This window comes from Kitasatospora purpeofusca, from assembly GCF_042691725.1.
Classification (GTDB): Bacteria; Actinomycetota; Actinomycetes; order Streptomycetales; family Streptomycetaceae; genus Kitasatospora; species Kitasatospora purpeofusca_B.
Genome location: NZ_CP170483.1, coordinates 970329 through 990641 on the forward strand (window position 1 = coordinate 970329; position 20313 = coordinate 990641).

At 75.1% G+C, this 20313-nt stretch carries 21 protein-coding genes; 11 read left to right on the forward strand and 10 right to left on the reverse strand.

All coding sequences use genetic code 11. The features are described from left to right. Positions 1-3: 3 nt before the first annotated feature. A complete protein-coding gene (locus ACFCLZ_RS04240; RefSeq protein ID WP_380283287.1) occupies positions 4-1251 on the reverse strand; it encodes an MFS transporter in 1248 nt (415 codons plus the stop codon). 54 nt (positions 1252-1305) lie between these two features. Here ACFCLZ_RS04240 and ACFCLZ_RS04245 point away from each other — a divergent pair, with 54 nt between their 5' ends. After that, complete coding sequence (locus ACFCLZ_RS04245; protein WP_380283288.1) at positions 1306-2055, forward strand: AraC family transcriptional regulator; 750 nt, start codon at positions 1306-1308, stop codon at positions 2053-2055. 6 nt (positions 2056-2061) lie between these two features. Here ACFCLZ_RS04245 and ACFCLZ_RS04250 read toward each other — a convergent pair whose 3' ends face one another. After that, positions 2062-2934, reverse strand: coding sequence for a virginiamycin B lyase (locus ACFCLZ_RS04250; RefSeq protein WP_380286073.1), 873 nt, complete (start codon positions 2932-2934; stop codon positions 2062-2064). A gap of 147 nt (positions 2935-3081) precedes the next feature. On the opposite strand from ACFCLZ_RS04250, the gene ACFCLZ_RS04255 reads away from it, so the two are divergent. Next, complete coding sequence (locus ACFCLZ_RS04255; protein ID WP_380286434.1) at positions 3082-3654, forward strand: hypothetical protein; 573 nt, start codon at positions 3082-3084, stop codon at positions 3652-3654. On the opposite strand, the gene ACFCLZ_RS04260 is transcribed toward ACFCLZ_RS04255, so the two are convergent. From ACFCLZ_RS04260 to ACFCLZ_RS04290, 7 genes are all read right to left on the reverse strand, one after another. Next, positions 3645-4778, reverse strand: a complete 1134-nt coding sequence (locus ACFCLZ_RS04260) for an AI-2E family transporter (protein ID WP_380283289.1) — start codon at positions 4776-4778, stop codon at positions 3645-3647. The genes ACFCLZ_RS04255 and ACFCLZ_RS04260 overlap by 10 nt on opposite strands. Before the next feature lie 135 nt (positions 4779-4913). After that, positions 4914-5345, reverse strand: coding sequence for a hypothetical protein (locus tag ACFCLZ_RS04265; RefSeq protein WP_380283290.1), 432 nt, complete (start codon positions 5343-5345; stop codon positions 4914-4916). Between the two features lie 177 nt (positions 5346-5522). Beyond that, complete coding sequence (locus ACFCLZ_RS04270) at positions 5523-6647, reverse strand: winged helix DNA-binding domain-containing protein (RefSeq protein WP_380283291.1); 1125 nt, start codon at positions 6645-6647, stop codon at positions 5523-5525. Further along, positions 6644-7372: a glycerophosphodiester phosphodiesterase gene (locus tag ACFCLZ_RS04275; RefSeq protein ID WP_380283292.1), complete on the reverse strand. Its 729-nt coding sequence runs from the start codon at positions 7370-7372 to the stop codon at positions 6644-6646. The genes ACFCLZ_RS04270 and ACFCLZ_RS04275 overlap by 4 nt, the downstream gene beginning before the upstream one ends. Positions 7373-7432: 60 nt before the next feature. Next, positions 7433-7888 carry a hypothetical protein gene (locus ACFCLZ_RS04280; RefSeq protein WP_380283293.1) on the reverse strand — a complete coding sequence of 152 codons (456 nt, stop codon included), beginning with the start codon at positions 7886-7888 and terminating at the stop codon, positions 7433-7435. Positions 7889-7938: 50 nt separating this feature from the next. Next, positions 7939-8355, reverse strand: coding sequence for a molybdopterin-binding protein (locus ACFCLZ_RS04285; RefSeq protein ID WP_380283294.1), 417 nt, complete (start codon positions 8353-8355; stop codon positions 7939-7941). Positions 8356-8479: 124 nt separating this feature from the next. Further along, complete coding sequence (locus ACFCLZ_RS04290) at positions 8480-9688, reverse strand: ROK family transcriptional regulator (protein ID WP_380283295.1); 1209 nt, start codon at positions 9686-9688, stop codon at positions 8480-8482. A gap of 150 nt (positions 9689-9838) precedes the next feature. On the opposite strand from ACFCLZ_RS04290, the gene ACFCLZ_RS04295 reads away from it, so the two are divergent. The 9 genes from ACFCLZ_RS04295 (at position 9839) to ACFCLZ_RS04335 (ending at position 17708) form a co-directional block, all read left to right on the forward strand. Then, positions 9839-11086: an MFS transporter gene (locus tag ACFCLZ_RS04295; protein ID WP_380283297.1), complete on the forward strand. Its 1248-nt coding sequence runs from the start codon at positions 9839-9841 to the stop codon at positions 11084-11086. Positions 11087-11179: 93 nt separating this feature from the next. After that, positions 11180-11977 (forward strand): dienelactone hydrolase family protein, encoded by a 798-nt coding sequence (locus ACFCLZ_RS04300; RefSeq protein WP_380283298.1) that lies wholly within the window; start codon positions 11180-11182, stop codon positions 11975-11977. Continuing rightward, complete coding sequence (locus ACFCLZ_RS04305; RefSeq protein ID WP_380283299.1) at positions 11974-12516, forward strand: RICIN domain-containing protein; 543 nt, start codon at positions 11974-11976, stop codon at positions 12514-12516. The genes ACFCLZ_RS04300 and ACFCLZ_RS04305 overlap by 4 nt, the downstream gene beginning before the upstream one ends. 37 nt (positions 12517-12553) lie before the next feature. Next, a complete protein-coding gene (locus ACFCLZ_RS04310) occupies positions 12554-13078 on the forward strand; it encodes an RICIN domain-containing protein (RefSeq protein WP_380283300.1) in 525 nt (174 codons plus the stop codon). Positions 13079-13144: 66 nt separating this feature from the next. Then, complete coding sequence (locus ACFCLZ_RS04315) at positions 13145-13672, forward strand: RICIN domain-containing protein (protein ID WP_380283301.1); 528 nt, start codon at positions 13145-13147, stop codon at positions 13670-13672. Between the two features lie 188 nt (positions 13673-13860). Further along, complete coding sequence (locus tag ACFCLZ_RS04320) at positions 13861-14628, forward strand: TVP38/TMEM64 family protein (RefSeq protein WP_380283302.1); 768 nt, start codon at positions 13861-13863, stop codon at positions 14626-14628. Between the two features lie 353 nt (positions 14629-14981). Then, a complete protein-coding gene (locus tag ACFCLZ_RS04325) occupies positions 14982-15374 on the forward strand; it encodes a cell division protein SepF (RefSeq protein WP_380283303.1) in 393 nt (130 codons plus the stop codon). Between the two features lie 143 nt (positions 15375-15517). Next, positions 15518-16072 (forward strand): TetR/AcrR family transcriptional regulator, encoded by a 555-nt coding sequence (locus ACFCLZ_RS04330; RefSeq protein WP_380283304.1) that lies wholly within the window; start codon positions 15518-15520, stop codon positions 16070-16072. Between the two features lie 52 nt (positions 16073-16124). Continuing rightward, complete coding sequence (locus ACFCLZ_RS04335; protein WP_380283306.1) at positions 16125-17708, forward strand: MFS transporter; 1584 nt, start codon at positions 16125-16127, stop codon at positions 17706-17708. A 68-nt stretch (positions 17709-17776) separates the two neighbouring features. Here the strand turns inward: ACFCLZ_RS04335 and ACFCLZ_RS04340 are convergent, their stop codons facing one another. Continuing rightward, positions 17777-20242, reverse strand: coding sequence for a SpoIIE family protein phosphatase (locus ACFCLZ_RS04340; protein ID WP_380283307.1), 2466 nt, complete (start codon positions 20240-20242; stop codon positions 17777-17779). Positions 20243-20313 lie beyond the last annotated feature (71 nt).

Here is a 20313-nt window from a genome sequence, read left to right on the forward strand (position 1 = left end):
CCCTCAGGGCTGCCCGGCCCGCCCTGCCGGCGCCACCGGCACCGCGGCGACCGCCTCCGGCGCGACCGGCCCGGCGGGCGCGCCGCCCGGCTCGGGCAGGCGCCGGGCGAGGGCCCAGGCCAGCGCGCACAGCACGGCCAGCGGCGCGAGCGCGGTGCGCAGGCCGGTGTGGTCGGCGAGCAGCCCGATGGCCGGGCCGGCCAGGCCGCCGACGCTGACGGCGAGGCCGAGGGTGACCCCGCTCGCGGTGCCGATCCGGCTCGGCAGGTAGTCCTGGCCGAGCGTCACCTGGAGCGAGAACGGCACGTACAGGGCCAGCGAGATCAGCGCGGCGAAGCCGTACAGGGCGACCTGGCCGGGCACCAGCAGCAGTCCGGCCACGGCCGGGACGGCGGCCGCGTACGACAGCCGGACCGTCCGCACCCGGCCCCAGCGGGCGGCGCACCAGCCGCCGAGCACCGTGCCGACGGCGCCGCCCGCGAACAGCGTGAACAGCGCCGCCGTCCCCACCGCGGAGTCGGTGCGGCCGAGCCGCTGCTGGGCGTAGAGGGCCACGAAGGAGCTCAGCCCGACGAAGACCACCGAGCGGCAGCCGATCACCGCCGAGAGCCACAGGAAGGCGGCCCGGTCGTCGCGCCGCCCGGCGCCCGCGCCCTCGGCGGCGGGCCCGGCGGCGGCGCGGGCGGCCAGCGCGCGGACCACCGGCGCGGTGAACAGGGCCGCGGCCAGCGCGGGCAGGGCCAGCCAGGGCGTCGCGCCGAGCCCGCCGGCCGCCAGCACCGGCCCGACCAGCAGCGGGGCGAGCGCGAAGCCGATGTTGCCGCCGAGCGAGAACCAGCCCATCCGGGTGTGGCTGTCGCCGCTCGCGGCGCGCGCCAGCCGCGCGGACTCGGGGTGGTAGGCGGCGACCCCGACCCCGGAGAGCGCGACCGCCGCGCAGAGCAGCGCGTACGGGCCGAACAACCCGGCCAGCCCGACGCCGATCCCGGCGGCGGCGGTGGCGGCCGGGATCAGCCAGGGCATCGCCCAGCGGTCGGTGAGCGCGCCGAACAGCGGCTGCACGATCGAGGAGAGCAGGGTCGCGGCCAGCACGACCCCGGCGGCGGAGCCGTAGTCGAGGCCGCGCTCGGCGACGAGGAAGGGGACGAGGGCGGGCACGACGCCCTGGTAGAGGTCGACGGCGGCATGGCCGGCCGCCAGCACCGCGATCGGGGCGGCGCCGGAGGCGGGACGGGATCGGAGAGTGGTCACGGAGCGATCCTCGGCCCGCCGGGGGATGGCGGACTTCCGATAAAGTGCCGGACGATGCCGTATTCCCGCCAATCCCGCTCATCGTCCGATCTGACGGTCACCCGCCCGCTGCCCGCCGGTTCGACCGTCTCCGAGCACCGCCACGAGGCGCACCAGATCGTCTACGCGGGCCGGGGCGTACTGGCGGTGACCACCGCCGCCGGCACCTGGGTCGCCCCGGCGACCCGGGCGCTGTGGATCCCCGCCGGGACCGGCCACCGGCACCGCGCCTACGGGCCCACCGTGCTCCACACGGTCGGCCTGCCACTGGGTCACAATCCGCTGGGCCTGACCCGCCCGGCGGTGCTGACGGTGGGCCCGCTGCTGCGCGAGCTGCTGATCGCCTACAGCAGTCCGGGCGCCGAGGGCACGCCGGAGGGGCGGCGGATGCTGGCCGTCCTGCTGGACCAGCTGCGCCGCGCCCCCGAGCAGCCGCTGCACCTGCCGGTGCCGCGCGACCCCCGGCTCGCGGCGGTCGCCGCCCTGCTCGACGCCGACCCGGCCGACGGCCGCGCCCTCGGCGAACTCGGCCGGGCGGCCGGGGCCGGCGAGCGCACGCTCAGCCGGCTCTGCCGCGAGGAGCTGGGCATGACCTTTCCGCAGTGGCGCACCCAGCTGCGACTGCACCACGCCCTGCGCCTGCTGGCCGAGGACGTCCCGGTCACCGCGGTCGCGCACCGCTGCGGCTGGGCCTCGGCCAGCGCGTTCATCGACGTCTTCCGCCGCACCTTCGGCCACACCCCGGCCGCCCACCACCGGCGGTGACGGGCGCTACGGCTCCAGCCGCACGATCTCGCCGATCTCCAGCGCCGCGTGGACCGCGCCGTCCGGGCCGACGGCGATGCCGTGCGGCTCGGCGCCCTCGACCGGCAGCGGGTGGCCGGTGTAGCCGCCGTCGGGGGTGAGGCAGCCGATCCGGCCGGCCGCCCACTCGGTGAACCAGAGCCGGCCGTCCGGCCCGGCGGCGACGGCGTGCGGGCGGGCGGCCCGGTCGGGCAGCGGATGCTCCGTCACCGTGCCGTCCACGGCGATCCGCCCGATCCGGCCGGCGCCGATCTCGGTGAACCAGAGCGCGTCGCCGCCGCGGGCGATGCCGACCGGTGCGGCGCCCTCGGTGGGCAGCGGGTGCAGGGTGACCTCGCCGTCCACGGTGATCCGGCCGATCGCATGGGCCTGGTTGAGGGTGAACCAGAGGGCGCCGTCCGGCCCGGCCGTGATCATCGACGGGTAGCCGCCGGCGACCGGCAGCGGATACCCGGTCACCTCGCCGTCCACGGTGATCCGCCCGATCCGGTCGGCGTTCAGCTCGGTGAACCAGAGCGCGCCGTCCGGGCCGGCCGCGATCCCGTACGGCCCGCCCCCGGTGGGCAGGGCGAAGGAGCGGGCCTCGCCGTCGACGGTGATCCGGCCGATCCGGTGGTCGCGCATCCGGGTGAACCAGAGCGCGCCGTCGGGGCCCGCCGTGATCACCGAGGGCCCGCAGCCGGGCGCGTCCAGCCCGTAGCGGGTGACGGCGCCGTCGGCCGCCAGCCGGCCGACCTGCCCGGCGTGCACCAGGGTGAACCACAGGGCGCCGTCCGGCCCGACGGTGATCCCGTACGGCCCGGCCGCCGCGTCCGACACCACGATCCGTTCCACCGTCAGCTCCCGTCCCGCTCCGGACCGCCGCCCTCCGGCGACCCGTCCGACCCGTCCGACCCGTCCGCAGCACTCTCCCCCACCCGCCCCGCCCGGGCAACCGGATTTCGCGGCGGCGGCGGATTGTCGGTAGGGCCGTCTAACGTCCCCGGCATGGGTGTCTATCTGGTGAGCGTCGAGGCCGACGACTGGCTCGACGACGAGGTGTTCGGCGCGGTCGGCCGGGAGATCGACACGGCGTTGGCGGCGCGGGGGCTGCCGCCGTTCGTCTGTCCGCCGGCAACGGAGTTCCGGGCGGGCTCGGGGCAGCACTTCGAGGCGAAGATGTACCGCCCGGTCTCCGGGTTCGAGCGGTTCTGCCGGGAGTCGGCCGACGGCACGCTGGAGGCGCTGCTCGGCTGGGACGTGCTGCTGCCCGTCGAGCTGGAGGCGCCGCTGGTGCTACCGGTGGCGTGCGCGTACAACGACGTGACGGCGGTCGGCGACGCCCGCCGGGCGCTCGCGGCCGCCCGGCGGCTGGCGGAGCTGCTCGCGCTGCCGCCCGGGATACCCGAGCACTGCGACAACCTGGAGATCGGCCACTGGTTCGACGGGCAGGCGGCCGCCGCGGCCACCGCCTTCCCCGGCCGCTGGACGGAGGACCTGGACGTGGCCTTCCACGCCGCGCTCTTCCTGCGCGCCGCCGAGTACACGCTGCGGCGCGGCCGTCCGCTCGCCTACTCCTGAGCCGCGTCCGCGAGGGCGGCGGCCCCGTCGCGGTCGGCGCGGCGGCGCCGGCCGGGGTCGCCGCGCAGGACGGAGACGACCCCGAGCCCGGCGGCGCAGACCGGGACGGCCAGCAGGGCGCCGATGATGCCGGCGATCCCGGAGCCGGCCACCACGGCGACCATGATGGTGGCCGGGTGGAGTTCCACCGTCCGGCTCTGGATCAGCGGCTGCAGGATGTTGCCCTCGACGACCTGGACGGCGAGCACCACGCCGAGCGCCCAGAGCGCCGTGCCCAGGCCGCCGTCGGCGAGGGCGACCAGCACGGCGACCGTGCCGGAGAGGAAGGCGCCGACGAACGGGATGTAGGCGCCCATGAAGACCAGGGCCCCGAGGCCGGGCGCGCCGGGGACGCCGAGGACGAGCAGTCCGACGGTGATGAAGAAGGCGTCGATGAGGGCGATCAGGGTGGTGCCGCGCATGAAGCCGGCCATCGCGTCGAAGGCCCGCTCCCCGCAGGCCACCACCGTCTCGGCGGTGCGGTCGGGCAGGTAGGAGCGGATCACTTCGCCGGTGCGGTGGCCGTCGCGGAGGAAGAAGAAGACCAGGGCGAGGGCGAGCACCCCGCCGGTGGCGATCTGGGTGGCGAGGCCGAGCCCGGAGAGCACGCTGTCGGTGAGGGTCGTCACGAGCGTGTTGGTCTCGCCCTGGGCGTTGTCCAGCACGTGCCGGATCTTCTCGCCGAAGGGGCCGAGCCATTCGGCGAGCCGGTCACCGGCCTCCTGGAGGGCGGAGGCGATCTGCGGGGCGCTGTGCACCAGGGAGTTGACCAGCAGGGCGATCACCACGCCGACCGCGGCCACCAGCACGGCGCAGGTGAGCCCGGCGGCGACGGAGCGGCTGACACCGCGTCGGACCATCCACGGCATCACGGGCTGGAGCAGCGAGGTGCCGAGCAGGGCCAGGATCACCGGGACGGTGGCGGCCCGCAGTTCGACCAGGGCGAAGACGACCAGCGAGGCGACGGTGATGAGCAGCACGAGCGCGGCGGACCAGGCGGCGGCGGCCCGGATCGGGGCCGGCAGCATGAGGTAGGGGCGTCGGTGGTCGGCGGGTCGCCGTTCGGGCGGAGTCTGCCCCGGCATCCGTTCCTCCGTCCGGTCGATCGGTCCAGGTCTGCCCTATCTCAGCAGATGGTGTGATCATATGCCTGATTTGCCGCCTTTCGGGCGCGCCCGCCCCGGCGGTCTCGGGCACGACCGGGGCGGGCGAGCCGCCACTCACTCGTGGAACTGGAACAGCCAGGCCTGCTCCTGGCCCTGAACCTCCAGCGGTCGCAGCGCGGTGCGCGGCGGGAAGATGTCCAGCACGCTCAGGTCCAGCGCCAGCTCACGGCCGTCGACCGGGCCCCCCGGGAGGACCACGTGGAAGGAGAACGGCTCGGCGGCCTGGTACAGGGCCCATTCGAACGCCTCGGCGGTGCCCCGGACCTGCTGGTCCTCCTCCGGCGGACCGTCCAGGCCGACGTAGGCGCCGTGCCGGAGGTTCCTGATGACGACGTTTCCGTTGTCGCAGCCGGTCACCTCCCACTCCTGCGCGCCGGGCTCGCCGGTCGGGGCCAGGACCACCACGAACTCCTTGGCGGCCTGGAGGGTGAGCAGTTGCTCCTCGGGCTTGGCGATCGCGTAGACGCCATTGTTCACGGGGGCCACGGCCGACTCCACTTCGATGCGGAACGCTGGTGAACGGGGGCGGCCGCCGCAGCCGGCGCCGCCCTCCGAAGGGTGGGTCGATTCAAGCCAGCCGCGGCGGTACGGGCACGGAGCACCGCCGCGGGACCACCCCAATGAGTCACGGCGCCCCGCGCATCCGTCCGGCCGTCGAACGCGCTACCCGGCCTCCTCGAAGCGCACCGCGCCGTCGCCGCCCGCGAAGGCCAGCACCCGTTCGGCCTCGGCCCGGGCCGCGTCCCGGTCGTCCCGGGCGAGCGGCGTGAACGGGCGGACCGTCACCGACCGCTCCCCGGGGCCCTGCTCGGCCAGCTGCCAGCTCCCGGCGACCAGGCCGTCCACCAGCAGGCTGCCGAGCACGATGCCGTTCTGGGTCATCACCCGCGGCCGGTACGCCTCGGGCAGCACCCGGGTCCGGTCGGCGTGCGAGAGCAGCAGGTTGTCGAACGGTGCGACCAGCCGGACCGGGGCCGGGGTGTCCGGGTCGGGCCGGGGCGCGTCGGGCAGGTCGTACAGCAGCCGGCCCTGCTCGTCGCGGAAGGTGACCAGGCCCGGGGCGAGCCGCTTCAGCACCGGGGCGAGCCGGCTGAGGCCGCACCACTTCTGCAGGTCGGCGGCGGTGGCCGGGCCGAAGGCGGCGAGGTAGCGCAGCGCGAGGCCGTCGGGCGGGGGCGCCGGGTCGAGCGGCCGGCCGAGCCAGGCCTCGGCGGTGGTGTGCGCGGCGGGGCCGCCGCGCCCCCACAGGCCGCGCGGCGGGACCTGCACCAGCGGCAGCAGGCAGCGCGCGGCCTGGGCGAGGGCGGCCGGATCGCGGTCGGGGCGGGTGGCGGCCAGTTCGGCGCCCAGCCGCTGGAAGGTGCGCGGCTCCGCCTCGACCAGGGCGCGGGCCTCGGCGGCGAGCGCGTCGAGGTCGAGACCGGCCAGCCGCTTGCCGTAGGTGGTGCGCAGCTGCTGGTCCAGCAGCGGCTGCAGCAGGGGACGCAGGGTCAGGCCGTCCTCGGCCGTGACGAGGTGGATGGTGCCGCGCTGGAGGGCGATCCGCACCACCCGCCGGGTCTCGATCAGCGCGGTGAGCGCCTCGGGGGTGAAGCCGTCGAGGCGGGCGAGCAGTCCGAGGTAGGGCGGCTGCGGGGCGGCCTGGGCCTGGAGGCCGGCGAGGTGCCCGACCATCGCGGCCGGGGTGGCGGCGGTGCGCTCCAGCAGGTGCTGACGGGCCAGCAGCGCGCGGCCGAGCGCCCGCAGGCCCAGCACCCCGCCGTCCTCCCCCGGGGTGTCCTCGGTCACCGACCGCCGTCCAGGACGGCGCGCAGCAGGGCGATCCGGTTGCTGGTGATCGAGTCGACGCCGGCCTCGCTCAGCTTGCGCATGGTGCGGCGCAGGTCGGCGGTCCAGGTGGAGACGGCCAGCCCGGCCTGGTGGGCGGCGGCGGTGAACCCGGGGGTGGCCAGGCCGAACGGCGGGTTGAGGTACCGCGGGCGCAGGTCGTCGAGCAGGGCGCGCACGGGCAGCCGGGGCTGCTTCCAGGTGAGCGCGATCTCGGCGTCGGGGGCGAGGGCCCGCACGGCCAGCATCGCGGTGGCGGGGCCGCAGAAGCCGACCCGCCGCTCGGCACCGAGTCCGGTGACGACCTCCCAGGTGGCGGCGGCCGGGCCCGCGTCGTCGAGGTCGATGAGGAGCTTGGCGCCGGGCGCGGCGGCGGCGGTGGCCTTGAGCGCCTCGGCGAGGGTCGGGACGCGGTGGCGGCCGTCGTCGAAGGCGCCGAGCTGCTCGGCGGTGAGCCGGGCGAGCGGGCGCGGGTCGCCCCAGAGGCGTTCCAGGGTGGCGTCGTGCAGCAGCACCGGGACCCGGTCGCGGGTCAGCCGGACGTCCACCTCGACGGCGTCGGCGCCGGCGGCGAAGGCGGACTCCACGGAGGGCAGGGTGTTCTCGCGGTGGCGGTACGGGTCGCCGCGGTGGGCGACGGCGAGGACGGGGCGGCGGGCGGCGGAGGCGGTCATCGGTCCGTTCATCGGTCCGTTCTTCGGTCCGTTCATCGGGTCGGAGCGGCGGTCTTCGCGGGGCGGCCGGGGTCAGCGCAGCCGGCGGGCCAGCCACGGGGTCAGCGTGTACAGGGTGACGGCCTCACGGTAGCTCGGCTCGCCCGGCACGGTGACGATCATGGTGCAGGAGGGCGGGAAGACCCGCTGCTTCAGGTGGACCAGGCCGGTCCAGACGGAGTTCAGGAAGGCCGGGACGCTGTCGCGCGGCACGTCGAAGGCGATGTCGTCGACGGTGACCACGGCCTCGTCGTGGGCGAAGAGACGGACGGTCACCTCGGGCGGTCCGGCGATCTCGATCAGCGCCTCGTGCGGTATGGCGGCCAGTTCGTCGCTGCCGCCGCCGGCTTCGTCGGCGCCGACGAGGCCGGCGAAGGTCTGGTCACGGCCGATGTCGTGGCTGGTGCGCACGGAGCGGCCGTGCCGGGCGGCCATCGCCTCCACGGCGGAGACGGCGCTCTGGGTGGACGGCAGCGGTTCGTGGGGCATCGGCGGTCCTCTCGTCGGCGCCCGGCTCGTCGGCGCCCGGCTCGTGGCGTTCAGCGTCGTTCGATCATCACATTGGTGGACTTGATGACGGCCGTGGCGGGTGCCCCCGGAACCAGTTCCAGTTCCTCCGCCGACTCCCGGCTGATCAGCGAGACCACCCGGAACGGCCCGGCCTGGATCTCCACCTGGGCGGCGACGTCGCCGAGCACCACGTCGGTGACGATGCCCGGGAAGCGGTTGCGGGCCGAGGAGGGGCGGCCCTCGGCGGCGGCGGTCTCGGGGCGGGCCAGTTCGCGCGCGAAGGCGGCCAACACGGCGCCGGCGATGATCCGGTGGCCGTGCTCGTCGCGCTCGGCGGCGATCCGGCCGGCGTCCACCCAGCGCCGCATGGTGTCGGCGCTCACGCCGAGCAGCGCCGCGGCCTCGCCGATGCGGTACGGGTTGGCCGGTGCCCCGGGCTGGCCCATGGTTGCGACTCCTGACGGTGGTGCGGTCGGTCGGCCGGGGGACGGACGGCCGTGGTTCGCCCCCGCCCGGTCCCGGCCCCGCGGCCCATCCTGCCGTACCGCCCGGCCGCGGGCGCACACCCCCTTACGGTTCGCCGAAGAGGTCCCGGCGGACGGCGTCGCCCGCGGTGAGCACGGCGCCGCTGAGCACCGCCCCACCGCCCGCCTCGCCGGGCCGGACCTCGGTGCGCAGCGGGGAGAGGCCGGCGAGCCGCCGTTCGACCCGGGCGGCGAGCTCGGCGCCGCCGGCCCGGCCGATCTCGCCGCCGAGCACGACGCAGCCGGGGTCGAGGACCACGCAGACCGCCGAGACGCCGACGGCGATCCGCTCGGCGAGCGCGTCCAGGAACGGTCCGCCCGGCTGCCCGTCGCCGAGCGCCTCCAGGGCCGCGCGGACGGCGGCCTCGGCGGCGGGGGCGTCGTCGGCCGGACCGGCGGGCAGCCCGTGGTCGCGGGCCAGCGCGCAGACGGCGGCGCTGCCGGCCAGGCTGTGGAAGCCGCCCTCGCAGCTGGTCCCGGAGGGCATGGCGACGGTGCCGGGGACGGGCAGGAAGCAGATCTCCCCGGTGCCGCCGCGGGCGCCGCGGCGCAGCTTGCCGTCCAGGACGACGGCGGCGCCGACGCTGTGGCCGAGCCAGACGAGGACGAAGTCGTCCCGGCCGCGGGCCGCGCCGATCCGGTACTCGGCGCGCCCGGCGAGGTTGACCTCGTTCTCCAGGATGACGTCGGTGCCGGGCAGGTCGTCCAGGGCCGCGAGGAGTTCGGTGTGCCAGGTGGGCAGTTCGCCGGTGGACTGGAGCCGGCCGGTGGCCGGGTCGACCAGGCCGGGGGCGCCGACGGCGACGGTGTGCAGGTGCCCGGCGCCGGCCCGGCGGGCGGTGTCGAGCAGGGTACGGACGATCCGGCCGGCGGCGGCGCGGTGGGCGGCGGCGTCGGTACCGGGCTCGGCGACGGCGAGTTCGGCGGAGCCCAGGGTCTGCCCGGCGAGGTCGGCGACGACCAGGGTGACGCCGCCGGAGCGGACGTCGACGGCGCCGAGGTGGGCGCGGGAGGCGACCAGGGCGTAGAGCCGGGCGTTGGGGCCGCGCCGCTGTTCGCCGCGTTCGCCGACGACCGCGACCAGGCCGGTCCGCTGGAGCCGGTCGAGCAGGTCGGCGACCGTGGGCCGGGAGAGGCCGGTGAGGTCGCGAAGCTCGGTCGCGGTGAGTGGTCCCTGGTCGAGCAGCAGATTGAGCGCCAACCGGTCGTTGATCGCCCGGGCGGTGCTCGGCGTGGCCGTTCGCGCGGTGGTCATGGCCGGACATCCTTCCAGAGTGTTTCTATCAGGGTTCCTTCCTGATAGTTTATCGAACCGTCGCCGCTGCCACGTCGACGGGCACCACCGCACCCACCACACCACCCCAGGGCACCGCCGCGCCGCGCGCGGCGGGGAGGGAAGAGCCGGATGACCACCAGCCTGACCCCAGCAGGACCACCCTTCGGCGGCGCGGGCTCCGCACGCCGCGCGCGCGTCGCCGTCGCCCTCGTCTTCGCCGTGCACGGCGCCGTCGGCGGCACCTTCGTCAGCCGGATCCCGTGGATCCAGGACCACCTCGGCCTCTCCCCCGGCCAGCTCGGCCTGGCCCTGGTGATGCCGGCCATCGGCTCCTCCCTCGCGATGCCGCTGGCCGGCCGGGTCGTCCACCGCTACGGCGGGCGGGCGGCGGTCGCCGGGCTGATGGCGCTCTGCTGCCTGGGCCTGCCCCTGCCCGTGCTCGCCCCCTCGCTGCCGGTGCTCTGCCTGGTCCTGCTGGCCTACGGCGCGACGGCGGGCATGTCGGACGTGGTGATGAACGCGCAGGGCGTGGAGATCGAGCAGCGGCTCGGCCGCTCCATCATGTCGAGCCTGCACGGGATGTGGAGCGCGGGCGGGCTGGTGGCGGCCGGCGTCGCCATCCTGGCCGCCCATCAGGGCTTCGACCCCCGGGTGCAGATCGGCGTCACCGCCTTCGCGCTGCTGGCACTCGCCCAACTGGCCTGCGGCGCGCTGCCGGACCGGCGCGCGCCCGAGCAGAGCGAGGCGCCGCCGCGGTTCGCGCTGCCGCCGCGCAGTTCGCTGGTGATCGGACTGGTCGGCTTCTGCGCGGTGTTCGCCGAGGGCGCCTCGATGGACTGGAGCGGCGTCTACCTGCGCGACGTCACCGGCGCCTCGCCCACCGTGGCGGCCGCCGCCTACACCGCGTTCTCGCTCACCATGGCGGTCAGCCGGCTGGCCGGCGACGCGGCGATCCGCCGGCTGGGCGCTGTCCGGGCCGCCCGGCTGAGCGGCGCGATCGCCACCGCCGGCGGACTCCTGGTGGTCGCCGCCGACCGCCCCGCGCTCGCCATCCCCGGATTCGCGCTGATCGGCGTCGGTGTCGCCGTGGTGGTCCCCCTGGCCTTCGCCGCGGCCGGCCGGATCGGCAGCAACCCCAGCCAGGCCATAGCCGGCGTCGCCACCGTCACCTACACCTCGGGCCTGATCGCCCCCGCGATCGTCGGCGGCCTCGCCCAGGCCACCTCGCTCACCGCCTCCTTCGGCGTGGTCACCGCGCTGTCGGCGGCCCTGATGCTGAGCGCGGGCGCGCTGCGCCGCGCCGAGGAGCACACATCGGAAAGCGTGACCACTCCGGAATCGAAAAAGGCTTTCGAAAAAAATATGCCTGCGATATGATCGGAAATTCCTTGGGGAATTCTCGCTAGCATCTCGGACCGCCGGACCCGCACACCGCGGGCCCGGCGGTTCCGCGACCGCGAAGGATTTCCCATGTGCTACGAGGCCGACGCCGCCCCGCCCCTCTTCACCCCCGCCGCCCACGTCCTCGCCGAGGCCACCGCACTCACCCTGACCTCGGCGGACGGCACCGCGGTCGGCGCCTTCCTGGCCCGCCCCGAACACCCCGCCGGGCCGGGCGTGCTCGTCCTGCCGGACAACAAGGGCCTTTCCGGTTTCTACCGGCAGACCGCCGTCCGGCTCGCCGAACAGGGATTCCCGGCGCTCGCCGTCGACTATTACGGGCGCACCGCCGGCGCCGACCCGGAGCGCCGCGCACCGGAATTCGGCGAGCTGCCGAACCTGCTGCCGCACCTGCTCGCCCTCACCCCCGACGGCCTCGACGCCGACCTCGCCGCGGGCGCCGACCGGCTGCGCGCGCTCGGCGCCGCCGAGGTCGTCGCGCTCGGCTTCTGCTTCGGCGGCCGCCAGGCCTTCCGCGCCGCCGCGCCGCGCTTCGGCCTGGCCGGCGCGGTCGGCTTCTACGGCTACCCCGACACCCTCAACGGCGCCCCGGGACCGACCCAGCTCGCCGCCGGACTCACCGCGCCGATCCTCGCCTTCTGGGGCGGCGCCGACGAGCACATCCCGCCGAGCGCGGTCGCCGCCTTCGACGACGCACTCACCCGGGCCGGCTGTGAACACGAGTTCATGACTTTTCCTCAGGCTCCGCACAACTATTTCGAACTCGCGGCTGTCCAACACCTCGACGCCGCACGGGCGTCGTGGCACCGACTCCTCGACTTCCTGTCCGAGCGCACCACCCGCCGCACCTCAGGAGGACACCCGTGACCGACCCCGCCCCCACCCACAGACGCCGCACCCGCGCCGCCCTGCTCGCCCTCGCCGCCGCCCTCGCCACCGCGCTCCCGATCGCCGGAACGGGCACGGCCCACGCGGGACAGACCGGCGCCCCGATCTTCTTCGAGGTGCGCAACCTGGCCACCGGGAAGTGCCTCGAGGTCGCCGACTGGCGCACCGACGACGGCGCCCCCGTGCGCCAGTGGACCTGCACGGGCGGCAGCAACCAGATATGGACGCCGAACGGCCAGCAGCTCCGCAACGTGCACAGCGCCGAGTGCCTGGACATCCCCGGTGCCAGCCGTGTCTGGGGCACCCAGGTGATCCAGTGGCCCTGCAGCACCTCTCCTTGGGCGACGAACCAGCAATGGAGCTTCCCCTTCCCTGGCCGCTATTCCCTGCCCGGCTACTTCTCCAGCCTCGACCTGGTGCTCGACGTCCCCGGCGGCGACCCCTCCGACGGCGTCCCGGTCGTCACCTGGGGAGCCAACGAGGGCGCCAACCAGAAGTGGCAGTTCCTCCCACGCTGACCGGACCGAACCGGCGACCGCCCTCAGGAGGATCCCCGTGTCCCCTCGTACCGCCCCGTCCCGGCGCGCCGCTCTCGCCGCCGCCGTCCTCGCCACCGCCCTCCCCCTCGCCGGAACCGGCACGGCCCACGCGGAGCAGACCGGTCCGCCGCTCATCTTCGAGCTGCGGAACCTGGCCACCGGGAAGTGCCTGGAGGTCGCCGACTGGCGCACCGACGACGGCGCCCCCGTGCGCCAGTGGACCTGCACCGGTGGCACCAATCAACGGTGGGCACCGATCGGCGACAGGCTCAACAACGTGCACAGCCTCAAGTGCCTGGACATCCCCGGCGCCAGTCGCGTCTGGGGCACCCAGGTGATCCAGTGGGCATGCAACACCTATCCGGCGGCGGCGAACCAGAGCTGGAGGGTCCCGGGCTTGGGGCTCCCCTCGCCCGGCTACCTGTCCAGCCTCGGGCTGGTGCTCGACGTTCCCGGCGGCAACCCCGCCGACGGCACCCCGGTCGCCACCTGGGGAGCCAACGGGGGCGCCAACCAGCTGTGGTCCCTCTGGCCGCGCTGAACGGCCGGTACCGCCGACCACGGGCTCCAACCCTCCGTCACCCTCTGAAAAGAACGAGGAAGCTCCATGTCTTTTCGCACCGCCTCCGCCGCCGCCGTCCTCGCGCTGGCCGCCGGGCTCGCCTTCGCGGTCCCGGCGTCCGCCGCGCCGGCGCCGTTCACCGCGCCGTTCACCATCTCCAACCTCAACTCCGCCAAGTGCCTGGAGGTCGCCGACTGGGGCACCGCCAACGGCGCCGCCGTCCGCCAGTGGAGCTGTCACGGCGGCGACAACCAGAAGTGGTACTGGACCGCCAACCACGAGTTGGTCAACGTCCACAGCGGCAAGTGCCTGGACAACCCCGGGTACAGCACCGTCCCCGGCACCCGGCCGGTGATCTGGGACTGCAACGCCGGCACCAACCAGAAATGGACCGAGGTCCTGGCGCACTCCGGAAGCCGCTACTACCTCAACGAGGTCAGCAAGCTCGCCCTGGACGTCGCGGGCGGCTCCAAGGACGACGGCGCGCCCGTCATCCAGTGGCCCATGGGCCCCTCCGGGGCCGCCTACAACCAGATCTGGTTCCCGTCGGACTTCACCGACGGACCGCGCTGAGCGCCCGTCCGGAAAACGGGTTCCCGAACGGCAGCACGGCATGATCGGATGCCTTCGGCCGGGCCGGAGGGGTCATGTCCGTGCTGCTGCCTGGGGGCGCCGCACTCCACCGGGGGCGCGGGACTCCCGGGCGTCCCGGCACCGGCACCGGTGCCGGGCCAGCCGGGGGCGCCGGTTAGGCTCTGCGCGTGCCCGCAGCCGTGACACCCCCGCCGCCCACCGACGTGGCCGCCCCGGAGCCCGCACCGCAGGCCGCGCCGCCGCCGGACCGGAGCGGTGGCGCGCCGCGCCCCCAGGTGCCGCGCTCGGCGTGGCTGCGGCTCGCGCTGCTGCTGGTGATCCTGGCGGCGGCGGCCGGTTCGCTGCTGCTGTGGAGCCCGACCGCGCTGCTCGACAGCGGGCTGTCGGCCGGGACGCCCTGGTACACCCGGGCGCCGCTGTTCGTCGCGGTGTACGCGGTGGGCACCGCGGCCTTCTTCCCGAGGCCGGCCCTCAACGCGGCGGCCGGGCTGCTGCTGGGCGTGCGGGAGGGCACCGCGCTGGCCGTCCTCGGCACCGCGCTCGGCGCCGCGCTCGCGTTCGTGCTGTGCCGCCGGCTCGGCCGCGAGGCGCTGCGCCCGTACCTGCGGGGGCGACTGCTGCCGGCGCTCGACCGGCGCTTCAGCGAGCAGGGGTTCCGCAGCGTGTTCCTGCTGCGGCTGCTGCCCGGACTGCCGTTCCAGGCCGGCAACGTCGGCGCGGCCTTCTCCGGGGTGCGGTTCCTGCCCTTCGTCACCGCGACCGCGCTGGGCGCGGCCCCGCTGACCGCCGTCTACGTCACGGCGGCGGCCACCGCGCGCGAGCCGGGGTCGGCGGGCTTCCTGCTCTCGGCCGGGGTGCTCGTGCTGCTCGGCCTGGTGAGCCTGGTCTCGGTGGTGCGGGGAGTGCTGCGGCGTCGGCGCGCGGCCATGGGCTGAGCGCCGGGCGCCCGGGCCGACGCGCCGGGCGCGCGATACGCGGATCCCGCTCGGCCGAGCAGGTTCGTTGTCGGTGCCGCGTGAAATCGTTCCCGCATTGTTGACAGAAGGTCAATTGCGCGGTGACCCCGACCGATATCTTCGACGCGCGCAACCGTACGTCCTTCTCCCGCGTCGCTTCTGATGCCCGGGTCCGCCCGGGCCGTCGGCACGGCGCGACTCGTACGGGGGGCGCGAGCGGGCACGAGACCGGTGATCAGTGCGATACTCGGACAGTTCCGACGAGTGGATGACGTGTCAAAAGGGCACGCGCACCGGGGGACCTGTACGGAACAGAGGCAGGGAGGCGCGGCATGGGAGCACTTCGCGACGAGCACCACAACGGGTGGCTGATGCCCTCCGGGAGCTACCCGGCCGCGGTGTACGAGGACGAGTGGGTCGACCAGGAGACGGTACCGTCCTCCCCCGCCCCGACGAGGATCGTCTCCCTGCGGCCGACGGGGTTCGAGGCGGCCCGCACGGTCGGCGAGCACATCCGGGCGAGCACCCCGGTGGTCATGGACCTCACGGAGATGGAGGAGGCCGAGGCCAAGCGGATGGTGGACTTCGCCTCCGGCCTGATCTTCGGCACCCGCGGCGGCATCGAGCGGATCGCCCGCCGGGTGTTCCTGCTCACGCCGGCGGACGTCGAGGTGATGGTGATCGACCGCCCGCTCGACGAGACCGGCTTCTACAACCAGAGCTGACCGGCCACGACCGGGAGGAGAACCGGGGACGGCACCCGCCGTCCCCGGTTCTTTGTCGTCCCGACCCGGCACGGTCACGCCTCGAACGAGACGCCGGAATTAATTCTGAGACATGGGCGTCTCATTCGCCGTACACTCGTTCCATGGCCACCGACCGTGACTCCGTGCTCGAAGCCGCCGTCGGCGTGCTCTCCCGCCGCCCGACCGCCCACCTCGACGAGATCGCCCGCGCCGCGGGCATCAGCCGCGCCACCCTGCACCGGCTCTTCCCGGGCCGGGACGCGCTGATCCGCGAGGTCGGCATGCTCGCGCTGCAGCGCCTGGCCGCAGCGCTCGACACCGCCGCGGTCGAGGAGGGGGACGCGCACACCGCGCTGCGGCGGCTGATCGACGAGACCGTCCCGGACGCCATGCTCTGCGCCTACCTGACCGGCGAGAGCCAGCTCTACGACGACGAGGCGGTCAACGACCTCTGGGAGGCCCAGATCGCCCGCCTGCACGCACTCTTCCTGCGCGGGCAGCAGCAGGGGGTCTTCCGCATCGAGCTCTCCGCGGCCTGGCTCAGCGAGGCGTTCTTCGACCTGCTCGCCGGGATCGGCTGGGCCGTCCAGGACGGCCGGCTGGCCTCGCGCGACGCCACCTTCTCGCTCGCCGAACTGTTCCTCGGCGGCGCCCTGCGGACACCGCGCCCGCACTGATCCTCCTCCCCCACCCACCGCACCCCGGACCGGAAACCGGACACCGATACCCATGAGCAGCACCGTCCACCTCCAGCCCCGCCAGCGCTGGACCGGCCTCGCCGTCCTCGTCCTGGCCGTCACCCTGGTCGCCGTCGACGCGACCGTCCTCTCCCTGGCCATCCCCTCGATCAGCGAGACCCTGCGCCCCAGCGGCACCCAGCTGCTCTGGATCGGCGACGCCTACTCCTTCGTCCTGGCCGGCCTGCTGGTCTCGATGGGCTCGCTGAGCGACCGGATCGGCCGCAAGCGGCTGCTGCTGGCCGGGGCCACCGCGTTCGGCGCCGCCTCGCTGCTCGCCGCCTACGCGCCCAGCGCCGGCTGGCTGATCCTGGCCCGTGTGCTGCTCGGCGTGGCCGGGGCGACCATCATGCCGTCCACCCTCTCGCTGATCCGCACGCTCTTCCCGGACGACCGCGAGCGGGCCACCGCGATCGGCATCTGGGGCGCCGCCGCGTCCGCCGGCGCCGCGCTCGGTCCGGTGGTCGGCGGCGTGCTGCTGGAGCACTTCTGGTGGGGCTCGGTGTTCCTGCTGAACATCCCGGTGCTCCTGCTGCTGCTGGTCTTCGGCGCCTGGCTGCTGCCGGAGTCCAGGGACCCGGAGCCGGGCCGCTGGGACGTGCTGAGCGTGCTGCTGTCGCTCGCCGGTGTGATCGGCGTGGTCTACGCGATCAAGGAGGCCGCCGCGCACGGCGTCGCCCGCTGGGACGTGCCGGTGACAGGCCTGCTGGGCGCGCTCGCGCTGGTCGTCTTCGTCCGCCGCCAGCTGCGGTTGGCGACCCCGCTGCTGGACGTCCGGCTCTTCCGCGACCGGCGCTTCACCGCCGCCGTGCTGGCCTCGCTGATCGCGCTGATCGGGCTCTCCGGCATCGTCTTCGTGACCTCCCAGTACCTGCAGCTGGTCCGCGGCTACCCGCCGCTGAAGGCGGGGCTGGCCGAGCTGCCGGCCTTCGCCGGCGCGGTCGTCGGCGGTCTGCTGACCGCCCGGCTGGTGCGCCGCACCGGCGCCCGCACCGCGCTCACCCTCGGCCTGCTGGCGATGGGCGTCGGGATCGGCCTGCTCGGCTGGATCCAGCAGGACAGCACGTACCTGCTGCTGGCCGCCGCCTTCCTGCTGGTCGGCACGGCCGAGGGCGTGGTCTACACGCTCGGCGCGGACCTGGTGCTGGGCGCCGCGCCCGGTGACAAGGCCGGCGCCGCGTCGGCGGTCTCCGAGACGGCCTACGAGCTGGGCACCGCGCTCGGCATCGCCCTGGTCGGCTCGCTGGTCGGCTCGCTGTACGCGAACCGGCTGGCCGTCCCGGCCGGGACGGACCCGGCGGCGGCCGCGCAGGCCGGCGAGTCGCTGGGCGGAGCGGTGGAGGCGGCGCACGGACTGCCGGACACCTTGGCCGGACCTCTGCTGGCGAGCGCCAGGGAGGCGTTCGTGCACGGCGTGAACGTGGCCGGGGTGATGGCGGGCGCGCTGCTGCTGGGCGCGGCGGTCCTGGCCTGGCGGCTGCTCCGGGGCCTGACCCACGGTGCGGCGGCGGAGTCGGCACCGGACCAGGACCGGGAGCAGGCGCAGGGGCGGGCGCCCGAGAAGGCGAACGCCTGAGGCCGCGGTTCCCCGCGTCCCCGCACCGGGGAGGCGGGGAACCGCCGTGTGCGGCGGCTCCCGGCGGGTCAGCCGGTGCCGAAGGGCAGTTCCAGCTCCGCCCAGACCACCTTGCCGTCCCGGGTCAGCCGGCTGCCCCAGCGCTGGGCGAGTTCGCTGACCAGGAACATGCCCCGGCCGCCCTCGTCCTGCTCCGCGAAGGGGCGCAGCTGGGGCGTCTGGCCGCCGGCGTCGGAGACCTCGAGGGTGAGCACCCGGTCGCGGAAGAGCCGCAGCCGGCGCGGGGCGTCGGCGTGCAGCAGGGCGTTCGTGACCAGTTCGCTGACCAGCAGCTCGGCGTAGTCGCAGAGCGTGCTCAGGCCCCAGGCGTCGAGCGTGGCGCGGGTGAAGCGGCGGGCCTTTCCGGGCAGGCGGCCGCCGCCGGTGAGCGGAAGGGTGGCGACCCGGTCGGCGGGCAGCGGCAGCACCCGGGCCATGATCATCGCGATGTCGTCGTCGCTGCCGCCGCTGACCAGCGCGCCGAGCACGGCGTCGCAGTTCTCCTCCAGGGTCCGGCCGGGGCCGGACAGGGTGCGGGCGAGCAGGTCGATGCCGTCGTCGAGGTCCTGGCCGCGCCGTTCGACCAGCCCGTCGGTGTAGAGGGCGACCATGCCGCCCTCGGGGAGGGTGAACTCGACCGACTCGAAGGCCACCCCGCCGACGCCGAGCGGCACGCCCGGCGGCATCTCGACCCGGCGGGGCGTGCCGTCCGGGGCGACCCAGACGGGTGGCAGGTGCCCGGCCGAGGCGATCTGAAGGGTGCGTTCCAGCGGGTCGTAGACGGCGCAGATACAGGTGGCGAACTGGCCCTCGCCGATGCCCGAGGCGGTCTCGTCGAGCCGGGTGAGGACCTGCTCGGGCGGCATGTCCAGGGTGGCCAGGGTGCGGGCGACGGTGCGCAGCTGGCCCATCGTGGCGGCGGCCCGGATGCCGTGGCCCATGACGTCGCCGACCACCAGCGCGACCCGGCCGCAGGAGAGCGGGACGACGTCGAACCAGTCGCCGCCGACCTCGCTGGTGACGCTGGAGGGCAGGTAGCGGTAGGCGATCTCCAGGCCGAGGGTGCGGTGGATCTCCTGGGGCAGCAGGCTGCGCTGGAGGGTGAGCGCGGTCTCGCGCTCGCGCCGGTAGAGGCGGGCGTTGTCGATGGCGAGGGCGGTGCGGGCGACGAGTTCCTCGGCGAGCGCGACGTCGGAGGCGGTGAACGGCTCGGGGTTGCGCATCCGGATGAACTCGGCGCCGCCGAGGACCATGCCCCGGGCGGTGACCGGCAGCATCAGATAGGAGTGGATGCCGGCGGCGAGGCCGGGGGCGACCCGGTCGGGGCTGGCGACCAGTCCGCGCAGCACCTCCGCGTCGACGTGGGCGCGCAGCAGCGGGCGCCCGCTGCGCAGGCACTGGGTGTAGCTGCGCTCGGGGGCGTACTCGGAGACCTCGCCGACGACGTCGACGGCGTGCACGAGCCCGGTGTCGTAGGACTCGCCGACCGCGACGGCCCGCAGCTGGACGCCGCGGTCCTCCGGGATGGGGGTGGGTTCGGCGCCGCGCAGCACGGTTTCCAGCAGGTCGACGGTGGCGAAGTCGGCGAACCGCGGGACGACGGCCTCGATGAGCTCCTCGGCGGTGCGCTGGAGGTCGAGGGTGGTGCCGATCCGGGCGGTGGCCTCGGCGATGGTGGCCAGGCGCTCCTGGGCGCGGGCGGCGCGGGCCTCGGCCTGGAAGCGCTCGGTGACGTCGATGATCGAGGAGCAGACGCCGAAGACCCGGCCGGTGGAGTCCTCCAGCCGGAAGTAGGAGGCGGACCAGGCGCGGTCGCGGCGCGGGTCGCCGGGGACCCGGCCGTGCGAGCGGGCGTCGACCACCGGGCGGCCGGTGGCCAGCACCTGCTTCATGATCTGTTCTATCTCGGTGCTGTTGATGCCGGGCAGGATGCTGCTGATCCGCCGTCCGAGGTGGTCGGCCACCGGGAGGCCGTTCATCCGGGCCAGTGACTCGTTGAGCCGGACGTACCGCAGCTCGGTGTCGTAGACCGCCATCCCGATCGGGGACTGGCCGAAGATGCCGTCGAGGACGGCGAGGTCCGCCTCCACCCGGTGCAGGGCGGCGGTGTCGGAGGCGGTGGCGAGCAGCAGCAGGGTGCCGCCGGGTCCGGCGATCGGGTGGGTGCGGAGCTCGAGCTCGACGGTGCGGCCGTCGCGGTGGCGGACCGGGAAGACACCGGACCAGCCCTTGCCGCCGAGGATGCGCTCGAAGAGTTCGAGGACCTCGGGGCGGTCGCTGTCGTCGATGAGCAGCCGCGCGGCGTGGCTGCCGACGGCCTCCTCGGCGCTCCAGCCGAGCAGGGCCTCGGCGTCCTCACTCCAGTGCAGGATCAGCCCGTCGTCCTGGAGCAGGGCGGTGGCGAGCGGGACGAGGCGATGGCCGTCCAGGCGGGCGGGGCTGGCGCCGGCTCCGGGGCCGGTGGCATTGGTGGCGTCCCACTCGTCTCTCCGCATGATCAGGCTGCACCCCGGTTCGGCTCGTGCCCGGCCGGGCGGGCCTCGTGGGTCCGTGCGGCCGGGGTTCT